This is a genomic window from Mycobacterium sp. (genome assembly GCF_032161845.1).
Taxonomy (GTDB): domain Bacteria; phylum Actinomycetota; class Actinomycetes; order Mycobacteriales; family Mycobacteriaceae; genus Mycobacterium.
In genome coordinates this window covers 1-6,676 of record NZ_JAVRQA010000531.1, presented here as the reverse complement: position 1 = coordinate 6,676, position 6,676 = coordinate 1, and the positions used below count along the sequence as shown (strand labels likewise).

The following is a 6,676-nucleotide window of genomic DNA, read 5'->3' as shown; positions in this document are numbered from 1 at the left end:
GCCGACCATCTCGGGCACACCCGGATCTCGATGACGCAGGACAAGTACATGGCCCGTGGCCGTGTCCACACGTCGGTGGCGGACATGTTGGACCGGGCTATAAACGATGAATAAACGATGGATCGGTTTATCTAGGGTGCCTAAATACACCCTCTGACCGTGCCCCCGGCATGATTCGAACATGCGACACCGGCTTTAGGAGAGCCGTGCTCTATCCCCTGAGCTACGGGGGCGGACCGGATCGCAGCATACCGAAGTCGCCGCCAACTCCGTGTTTCCCAAGGTCGCTCAATGGCAATACTCGCTCATGAGCACTTCGAAGAAGGCCAAGCACACCGTCGACCGCCTAGCCGGCCGCGTCAAGGAAAACCTGGGCGAGATCACCGACAATCCGCGCCTGCGCAACGAGGGCAGGGTCGATCAGGTCAAGGCCCGCGTGAAGATGTCAGGCGAGCGTCTGAAGGATGCGGTCCGCGGTCGCTAGTCATCGCAGCAGGGCGATCACCTTCGCAAACGCCTCCGCGTGCGGCTGCTGCACGATGATGTAGGTGACGCCGTAGGTATCCCGGTAGCGGCGAATCTCGTCGGCGATGTCGCTCGTCGAACCCGACAGCACCCCGGCGGTTCGCAGCAGCTGCTCATCGCTCAGATCGGGCAGGAACCGGCGCGTGATCGACAGGTCGGGCACCCCGGATTCGTCGATCGGCATCGCGGTGACGGCGACGTTCAGCTCCAGCTCGTCGAAGCGTTCCGGAGCGGCGTTGCGTACGAACGCGATTCGTTCGGCGAGGGGATCGCCGCCCTCGCTGGTCGGGTCGCCACCGGTGAGCCCGATGATGTTGGCCCTCTGCGCGGCAATGGTCAGCAAGCGGTCGCCGTTGCCTGCGATCAGGATCGGCACGTCGGCAGCGTGCTCGCCAAGGTACTCGACGATGTGTCGGAGGTAGTCGACGCGCTGGCGTGCCGTCGGGAAGGGGATCTCGGCGGCCTCGAACTCCTCCTTGGCGTAGCCCGCGCCGAGCCCGAGTTCGAGGCGTCCGCCACTGAGGTCGCGCAGCGCCGTGACGTCACGGGCCAGTAGCGCCGGTTTGTAGAAGCCCGCGTTGAGCACGAAGGTGCCGAGGTGCAGCGTCTCGGTCGCCGTCGCGGCGGTCATGAGCGTCGGGAACGGGGCGGGGGCGCCGAGGTGGTCGGGCACGTGCAGCACGTCGTAACCCATGTCCTCTGCCCGGCGGGCCCAGTCCTGAACCGCCGACTGGCGTTGAGCGGCGTGCAGACCGAAACCGAACCGAAATTCTCGTGCCATCGCCCGAGCTTAGATCTCGACTCGGAGCCGCAGGTTTGGCCCCGGATCGAGGCGGGCACTAGAGATCTCGAATTGGGCGACGTCGTTCGCCTCAGCAAAGGAGTGTCACCCTGATCCGGCCCATCGTGAACGATCCGATGGGCCGGATCGTCACTTCCGAGCCTCCGACGTTCGGCGTCGAGGAGGAGTTCCTCCTCGTCGATCCCCGCACCGGTGACCCCGTCCCGCTCAACACCGCGGTCGCCGAGCGCGCCGCCGAACGCGGCGTCGAACTCGAACTCGAGCTGACCAGCTGCCAGGTCGAGACGACGTCCGACGTCGCGAGTTCGAGTGCCGACTTACGGCGCGACCTCACCAGGCTGCGTCGCGTCGCCGCCGATGCGGCCACCGAGGCGGGCGCGCGGCTACTCGCGGTGGCACTACCGCCGACCCTGCCGCACCACTTTCCGGTCACCGACAAGCCCCGGTACCGCAAGATCGCCGAGCGGTTCGGCATGATCGCCCACGAACAGGGCATCTCCGGCTGTCACGTGCACGTCGCCGTGGCCGATCGCGAGTTGGCGATCCAGGTGAGCAACCGGTTGCGCCCGTGGCTTCCGCTTCTGTTGGCGCTGACCGCGAATTCGGCGCTGTATCGCAACGCCGATACCGGATACGCGAGCTGGCGCAGCGTGCTGTGGGCGCGCTGGCCGAGCGCGGGTCCGCCGCCGCACTTCGAGTCCGCCGACGAGTACGACGCCGCGGTCCGGAACATGCTGGAGACCGGCGCGATGCTCGATGAGGGCATGGTCTATTGGGACGTCCGCCCGTCGGCGAACTTTCCGACGGTCGAGGTGCGCGTCGCCGACGTGCCCGCGACCGTGGCCGAGACGGTGCTGTTCGCAACGCTCGTCAGGGCGTTGGTGATGACCGTCGTCGACGACGAGGCTCGCGGAGCGCCGATGCCGTCGCTGACCGCCCACGCCCTGAAGGCGTCGTACTGGAGGGCCGCGCGCTACGGGATCGAGAGCGAGCAGGCCGCGCAGTCACTCGACTCGCTGGTCGAACGCGTGAAGCCCGCGCTGAATGAGCTGGGAGAGCTAGACATGGTGCGGGCGGAGGTGGCGCGCGTGCTCGCCGAGGGCAACGGTGCGGCACGGCAGCGACGGGCGTGGTCTCGGCGGCAGGACGTCGCCGACGTCGTCGAGGAAGCCGCCACTGCCACGGTGGAGGGCGTGTGACTCAGATCAGCGGAAGCTGGGCGAAGGCCGGGGTGGTCGGCAGCGTCGAGCCGCCGCTCGGCTCGACCGTGAAGGCCAACGTCGTCGAACCGTCCAGAGCCGGCAGCACGGCGGTGGTCGACGGTGCCACCGCGGCGGCGTCCATGGTGCCCGCCGACTCAGGGCCGTTCGCGCTGATCAACCACATTTGGTAGACGGTTCCCGGCTTGGGCGGCTCGACGTTGTTCATCACCAGGACACCCGCGTTGCGCTCACGGGAGAACACCACCGTGGCGGTGCCGCCGGTGGGAATGTTGCCCGAGACGGTGCGAACGTCCGGTGCGGCGAAGATCTGTTCGGCGGCCGTCGGCTTCGGCTCCGGCCGCACCGCGATTCCGACGCCGATCGCGCCCAACCCGATGGCGACGGCGGCCGCCGCGGCGAATGTCGCCGTCCGCCACCTGGTCGACTGCGGGCGCATTTCGACGACCCTGGCGCCCCCGCCGCTCACGGTGGCGAGCACGCGCTCGCGCAGGTAGCTCGGCGGCTCAAGCGCGGTCGATGCGGATACTCGCGCCATCGTTTCGCGCACCGCCCGCACCTCGTCGGCGAAGGCGATCGCGACCGGTTCCGGTGCCTGCGACAGCTGCCGGTCGATGTCGTCGAGCTCGGATTGCGGCATCGCGTGCAGCGCATACGGCGTCGCAGAATCCATCAGGTCGTTGGCGGTTGGCTCGGTCACGAGACCCCCAGACACTTGCGCAAACCGCGGATGCCATCGCGCATCCGTGACTTGATGGTCGCAAGATTCGCCGCCAAACGCTCCGACACCTGGACATAAGTCAGGCCTTGGTAATACGCGAGCTGGATGCACTCGCGCTGCGCATCGGTCAACGATTCGAGGCATTCGGTGACTTGGCGCTGTTCGTCGAGCTGGATGACGGCTTCGGCGACCGCGTCCGTGGGGAGCTCGACGTTCGCGGCGCCATACCGGGACTCTCGCTGGCTACCTGATTGCTCGGAGCGCACTCGATCGACGGCCCTGCGGTGGGCGAGCGTCATGAGCCAGGCCAGTGGGGTGCCCGCCGACGGGTTGTAACCGGCCGCATTGCGCCATACCTGCAGGTAGACGTCTTGGGTGGTTTCCTCGCTGTAGCCGGGGTCGCGGAGTACGCGCACCACCAGGCCGAACACTCTGGCGCGGGTGTTGTCGTAGAACGCGGCAAACGCCTCGACGTCCTGTTGGGCGACCCGGCGCAGCAGTGCGTCGAGATCGGCTGTCACGCCGCGAAGTGTACTGGCCAAGGCGAGTGTCGTCACGATAATCGCGTTCTCGGCGGGCGTGGCACGAAAAATGATGTGCGAGCGCAGTATTCGCGAAACCCCGGGCGGTCCGCCATGATTCGCTCGGTCAGCCGGGCTCCGGTGGCGTACACCAGAAAGTAGGTCATCGCGACGGGGGACAGCACCGTCCCCAGGGACGGCCAGCCCGCGATGCCGATGAGCCAGAGCCCCCACCACACCGCCGAATCGCCAAAGTAGTTGGGGTGCCGCGTCCAGGACCACAGGCCGCGGTCCATGATCGTTCCCTTGTTGGCGCGGTCGGCCTTGAACTGGCGCAGTTGGTGGTCGCCGATCGCCTCGAACAGCACGCCGACGACCCATACCGCCACGCCTGCAATCAGCACCGGCAGCAGTGCGCCCGGGGTGGGCCCGAGCGAGGCGGACAGCTGCACCGGCAGCGAGATGAACCACGCCATGGCGGCCTGGGTCAGGAAGATCTTGCGGATCACGTGGCCAGCCGAGAAGTCGCCGTGCAGCAGCTTGTCGTACCGCGGGTCCTCACCGTTGCCCGCCGACTTGCCGACCATGTGCCACGCCAGGCGCAGCCCCCATCCGGCGACGAGGACCAAGAGCAGCAGCCGACGGAAGAGGTCACCGTCGCCGACTACCGCCGCGACCGCCGCGACGACGACGAAGCTCGCGCCCCACGTGACGTCGACGACGTTGTAGCGTCCGATGCGGCGCCCGATCAGGAACGTGGCGCCGTAGACCAGTGCCAGGATCGCCAGGGCCGTCGCGGAGACGACGACGAAGTTCACGAGGTGCCCGTCGGCGCGAAGGTCCACTGATAGACGTCGAGGTAGCCGGACCGGAAGCCGGCCTCCGAGTAGGCCAGGTACAACTCCCACATCCGCTGAAAGACGTGGTCGAACCCCAATGCCGACACCGCTTCCCGGCGCTCGTTGAAGCGCTCCCGCCACAACCGCAACGTCTCGGCGTAGTGGGGTCGCAGCGACAGCATGCCGACGGTGCGCAACCTCGTCTCCCGCTCGGTGATCCCCACGACGGCCTCGACGGACGGGATCAGCCCGCCGGGGAAGATGTACTTCTGAATCCAGGTATACGTGTTGCGGGACTTCAGCATCCGGTCGTGCGGCATGGTGATGGCCTGGATCGCCACCCGTCCGCCCGGCGACACCAAGCGGTCGAGGGTCTGAAAGTAGGTGGGCCAGAACCGGTATCCGACCGCCTCGACCATCTCGACCGAGACGACCGCGTCATAGTGACCCTCGACCTCGCGGTAGTCCTTGAGCTCGATGGTGACGTTGGCCGAAAGACCGGCCGCCGCGACGCGTTGGCGCGCGAGCCGCTGCTGCTCGGCGGAAAGGGTGATCGAGTGGACCTCGGCGCCTCGAGAAGCGGCGCGAATGCACAGTTCGCCCCAGCCCGTCCCGATCTCGAGCACGCGGCTGCCCGGGCCGACCCGGGCCGAGTCGAGGAGCCGGTCGATCTTGCGGTGCTGGCCGGCTTCGAGGGCGGACCACTCGGGTTGCGACGTCTCGAAGAGGGCGGCCGAGTAGGTCATGGTGTCGTCGAGGAACTCCGCGAACAGGTCGTTCGACAGGTCGTAGTGCTCGGCGATGTTGTCCCGCGCCTGCTTGAGGCTGTTGATCATCGTGCTCGGGTGTTGCACCACGGCGAGCGGTCGAAGCCATTGCAGCGCAGGCGGAACGAGGTCGGCGATCGAGTTGGCGAAGGCGGTGAGTAAGCCGGCGAGGTCATCGGAGCTCCACTCACCGGCCATGTACGACTCGCCGAACCCGATGAGTCCAGAGCGGCCGACGCGGCGAAACAGCGCTTCGGGCCGGTGGATGTCCATGGTCGGCAGGGTGGGATCGGCTGCGCCGACGACGGTTCCATCCGGATACCGAAGGCGCAGTGGGAGCCTCGCCGCGGCACGCCGCAGGAACGACTCGGCGACCCGCGCGGTGGCCATGCTCACGGGTCCCCTCGGCGCTCGGGAAACGGCCGGCCAACGATCGTAATCCGTTGCGGTACCGATGTTTCCGGTGGTATCGATGGTCACAGTTGACCGACCCTCTCCCTCTCGACCTCAGCGGGCTGCGGAACGACCGGTACCCTTCGCGCCCACAGCGTGACGCCCTGAATGCGAATCCACATTGCGCCCATCAACGGTGCCACCGGCGCCACCATCTGCAGGCGCAGGACATTGGCGACGGATGCCTTGCGTCGCGTCCCGTCGAGGGTCGCGACGAACGCCGGCTTGTTCTCGCGGTGCAGCGAGATGGTGACGTCGAGTTCGGCGTCGGGAAGAGGAGCGCGGACCAGGTAGTAGCCGTCCACCTCGTTGAACGGTGAGACGTACAGAGCTTTCTTCACCGCGGCCGGCTGGTCGCCCGTGGGCGGCAACAGGTATGCGTGACGACCGCCGTAGGTGTTGTGCACCTCGGCGATGACGTGGCGAAGGACGCCGTGGGCATCGTGGCACCAGAAGATGCTCAGCGGATTGAAGACGTATCCGAGCACCCTCGCCTGCATCAGTGCGGTGACGGTGCCGCCCGGCAGCTCGATACCGCGTTCGGCGAGGTACCCGTCGACGCGGGCACGTAACGTGTCCTCGCCGTCGGACGGAGGCGAAAGGTGGTCGGCGGCCTCGAATCTGGCGAACGGCTGCAGCCAGCGGGGAAGCCGAGGGAGGTCGTCGAGGTCGACGTACCAGCTGTAGCCACGCTGCTCGAAGTAGTGGTGCACGGGAGCGCGCCGCAGGTGGGTGATTCGCGTCCGGTAGAGGGCGGTCAGCACGGTACCGGCTCCAGGTTCGCCGCAGCGGCCCAGCGGGCCCCGAGTCGCTCGGCGGCGCGCAGCC

Annotated in this window: 8 protein-coding genes and 1 tRNA gene; 2 read left to right on the top strand and 7 right to left on the bottom strand. The window is 67.5% G+C overall.

Annotation, left to right across the window (positions count from 1 at the left end):
- Positions 1–160: 160 nt before the first annotated feature.
- Positions 161–233: transfer RNA gene (locus tag QOD90_RS29625), tRNA-Arg, on the bottom strand.
- 74 nt (positions 234–307) lie between these two features.
- On the opposite strand from QOD90_RS29625, the gene QOD90_RS29620 reads away from it, so the two are divergent.
- A complete protein-coding gene (locus QOD90_RS29620; protein WP_526355840.1) occupies positions 308–484 on the top strand; it encodes a CsbD family protein in 177 nt (58 codons plus the stop codon).
- Here QOD90_RS29620 and QOD90_RS29615 read toward each other — a convergent pair whose 3' ends face one another.
- Positions 485–1,306, bottom strand: coding sequence for an LLM class F420-dependent oxidoreductase (locus tag QOD90_RS29615; RefSeq protein ID WP_526355838.1), 822 nt, complete (start codon positions 1,304–1,306; stop codon positions 485–487). It abuts the gene before it with no gap.
- A 137-nt stretch (positions 1,307–1,443) separates the two neighbouring features.
- Between QOD90_RS29615 and QOD90_RS29610 the strand changes: the two genes are divergently transcribed.
- On the top strand, positions 1,444–2,526 hold the full coding sequence (locus tag QOD90_RS29610) for a carboxylate-amine ligase (RefSeq protein WP_526355845.1): 1,083 nt from the start codon (positions 1,444–1,446) through the stop codon (positions 2,524–2,526).
- Between the two features lies 1 nt (position 2,527).
- On the opposite strand, the gene QOD90_RS29605 is transcribed toward QOD90_RS29610, so the two are convergent.
- Genes QOD90_RS29605 through QOD90_RS29585 form a run of 5 tightly spaced genes read right to left on the bottom strand, consistent with a single transcriptional unit; the run spans position 2,528 to position 6,612 of the window.
- Positions 2,528–3,247, bottom strand: coding sequence for an anti-sigma factor (locus QOD90_RS29605; protein WP_526355836.1), 720 nt, complete (start codon positions 3,245–3,247; stop codon positions 2,528–2,530).
- Positions 3,244–3,825 (bottom strand): RNA polymerase sigma factor, encoded by a 582-nt coding sequence (locus QOD90_RS29600; RefSeq protein ID WP_526355834.1) that lies wholly within the window; start codon positions 3,823–3,825, stop codon positions 3,244–3,246. Before QOD90_RS29600 ends, QOD90_RS29605 begins: the two co-directional genes overlap by 4 nt.
- The gene (locus QOD90_RS29595) at positions 3,822–4,607 is read right to left on the bottom strand and encodes a DUF1295 domain-containing protein (RefSeq protein ID WP_526355843.1); all 786 of its coding nucleotides are present in this window, start codon (positions 4,605–4,607) and stop codon (positions 3,822–3,824) included. Before QOD90_RS29595 ends, QOD90_RS29600 begins: the two co-directional genes overlap by 4 nt.
- Positions 4,604–5,875, bottom strand: coding sequence for an SAM-dependent methyltransferase (locus QOD90_RS29590; RefSeq protein WP_526355832.1), 1,272 nt, complete (start codon positions 5,873–5,875; stop codon positions 4,604–4,606). Before QOD90_RS29590 ends, QOD90_RS29595 begins: the two co-directional genes overlap by 4 nt.
- Positions 5,872–6,612: a DUF1365 domain-containing protein gene (locus QOD90_RS29585; protein WP_526355842.1), complete on the bottom strand. Its 741-nt coding sequence runs from the start codon at positions 6,610–6,612 to the stop codon at positions 5,872–5,874. The genes QOD90_RS29590 and QOD90_RS29585 overlap by 4 nt, the downstream gene beginning before the upstream one ends.
- Positions 6,613–6,676: the final 64 nt, after the last annotated feature.